We start from the raw sequence: 3,137 nt of genomic DNA on the forward strand, positions 1-3,137 counted from the left end.
TATCAACTTCTGTTATGACACTCAAACAGCAAATTGTTTGGGTGTTATATGGTCAAGCCTCACGGGCAATTAGTATGGGTTAGCTCAACGCCTCACAGCGCTTACACACCCCACCTATCAACGTCGTAGTCTTCGACGGCCCTTTAGGGAACTCAAGGTTCCAGTGAGATCTCATCTTAAGGCAAGTTTCCCGCTTAGATGCTTTCAGCGGTTATCTTTTCCGAACATAGCTACCCGGCAATGCCACTGGCGTGACAACCGGAACACCAGAGGTTCGTCCACTCCGGTCCTCTCGTACTAGGAGCAGCCCCTCTCAAATCTCAAACGTCCACGGCAGATAGGGACCGAACTGTCTCACGACGTTCTAAACCCAGCTCGCGTACCACTTTAAATGGCGAACAGCCATACCCTTGGGACCGGCTTCAGCCCCAGGATGTGATGAGCCGACATCGAGGTGCCAAACACCGCCGTCGATATGAACTCTTGGGCGGTATCAGCCTGTTATCCCCGGAGTACCTTTTATCCGTTGAGCGATGGCCCTTCCATACAGAACCACCGGATCACTAAGACCTACTTTCGTACCTGCTCGACGTGTCTGTCTCGCAGTCAAGCGCGCTTTTGCCTTTATACTCTACGACCGATTTCCGACCGGTCTGAGCGCACCTTCGTACTCCTCCGTTACTCTTTAGGAGGAGACCGCCCCAGTCAAACTACCCACCATACACTGTCCTCGATCCGGATAACGGACCAGAGTTAGAACCTCAAGGTTACCAGGGTGGTATTTCAAGGATGGCTCCACGCGAACTGGCGTCCACGCTTCAAAGCCTCCCACCTATCCTACACAAGTAAACTCAAAGTCCAGTGCAAAGCTATAGTAAAGGTTCACGGGGTCTTTCCGTCTAGCCGCGGATACACTGCATCTTCACAGCGATTTCAATTTCACTGAGTCTCGGGTGGAGACAGCGCCGCCATCGTTACGCCATTCGTGCAGGTCGGAACTTACCCGACAAGGAATTTCGCTACCTTAGGACCGTTATAGTTACGGCCGCCGTTTACCGGGGCTTCGATCAAGAGCTTCGCGTTAGCTAACCCCATCAATTAACCTTCCGGCACCGGGCAGGCGTCACACCCTATACGTCCACTTTCGTGTTTGCAGAGTGCTGTGTTTTTAATAAACAGTCGCAGCGGCCTGGTATCTTCGACCGGCATGTGCTTACGGGGTAAACCCTTCACACTCACCGGCGCACCTTCTCCCGAAGTTACGGTGCCATTTTGCCTAGTTCCTTCACCCGAGTTCTCTCAAGCGCCTTGGTATTCTCTACCTAACCACCTGTGTCGGTTTGGGGTACGGTTCCTAATTACCTGAAGCTTAGAAGCTTTTCCTGGAAGCATGGCATCAACCACTTCGTCGTCTAAAGACAACTCGTCATCAGTTCTCGGCCTTAGAATCCCGGATTTACCTAAGATCCCAGCCTACTACCTTAAACACGGACAACCAACGCCGTGCTGGCCTAGCCTTCTCCGTCCCTCCATCGCAGTAATTAGAAGTACGGGAATATTAACCCGTTTCCCATCGATTACGCATTTCTGCCTCACCTTAGGGGCCGACTCACCCTGCGTCGATTAACGTTGCGCAGGAAACCTTGGTCTTTCGGCGTGCGAGTTTTTCACTCGCATTGTCGTTACTCATGTCAGCATTCGCACTTCTGATACCTCCAGCAAGCTTCTCAACTCACCTTCACAGGCTTACAGAACGCTCCTCTACCGCTCATCCAAAGGATGAACCCGTAGCTTCGGTGTATGGTTTGAGCCCCGTTACATCTTCCGCGCAGGCCGACTCGACTAGTGAGCTATTACGCTTTCTTTAAAGGGTGGCTGCTTCTAAGCCAACCTCCTAGCTGTCTAAGCCTTCCCACATCGTTTCCCACTTAACCATAACTTTGGGACCTTAGCTGACGGTCTGGGTTGTTTCCCTTTTCACGACGGACGTTAGCACCCGCCGTGTGTCTCCCGTGCTGACACTTGCTGGTATTCGGAGTTTGCATCGGTTTGGTAAGTCGGGATGACCCCCTAGCCGAAACAGTGCTCTACCCCCAGCAGTGATACACGAGGCGCTACCTAAATAGCTTTCGAGGAGAACCAGCTATCTCCGAGCTTGATTAGCCTTTCACTCCGATCCACAGGTCATCCGCTAACTTTTCAACGGTAGTCGGTTCGGTCCTCCAGTCAGTGTTACCTAACCTTCAACCTGCCCATGGATAGATCGCCCGGTTTCGGGTCTATTCCCAGCGACTAAACGCCCTATTAAGACTCGCTTTCGCTACGCCTCCCCTATTCGGTTAAGCTTGCCACTGAAAATAAGTCGCTGACCCATTATACAAAAGGTACGCAGTCACAGAACAAAGTCTGCTCCCACTGCTTGTACGCATACGGTTTCAGGATCTATTTCACTCCCCTCTCCGGGGTTCTTTTCGCCTTTCCCTCACGGTACTAGTTCACTATCGGTCAGTCAGTAGTATTTAGCCTTGGAGGATGGTCCCCCCATATTCAGACAAAGTTTCTCGTGCTCCGTCCTACTCGATTTCATTGAAAAGAGATTTTCGCGTACAGGGCTATCACCCACTATGGCCGCACTTTCCAGAGCGTTCCGCTAATCTCTAATCAACTTAAGGGCTAGTCCCCGTTCGCTCGCCACTACTAAGGGAATCTCGGTTGATTTCTATTCCTCAGGGTACTTAGATGTTTCAGTTCCCCTGGTTCGCCTCTTACACCTATGTATTCAGTGCAAGATACCTAACTTATGTTAGGTGGGTTCCCCCATTCAGACATCTCCGGATCAAAGGTTATTTGCCACCTCCCCGAAGCTTTTCGCAGGCTATCACGTCTTTCATCGCCTCTGACTGCCAAGGCATCCACCGTATGCGCTTCTTCACTTGACCATATAACCCCAAGCAATCTGGTTATCGTCTATAACGTGAAGTAGACATTCGCCGAAAATTTGCAATTGAGAACTACAAATTTTACCTTGACCAGATCAATTACCAGTGAAAGTAATCAATCAGTCACTTCTATCACATACCCAAATTTTTAAAGAACGATTTTTCTTTCTAGTCAAAGACCAGAAATCAACATTCAGC

1 rRNA gene is annotated in these 3,137 nt (G+C 50.4%); it reads right to left on the bottom strand.

Annotated features, from left to right (window positions below):
• Positions 1 to 48: 48 nt before the first annotated feature.
• A 23S ribosomal RNA gene (locus CHB79_RS21855) occupies positions 49 to 2,939 on the bottom strand.
• Positions 2,940 to 3,137 lie beyond the last annotated feature (198 nt).

The sequence above is a fragment of the Pseudomonas segetis genome (assembly GCF_900188155.1).
In the GTDB taxonomy this organism is placed as follows: Bacteria; Pseudomonadota; Gammaproteobacteria; order Pseudomonadales; family Pseudomonadaceae; genus Aquipseudomonas; species Aquipseudomonas segetis.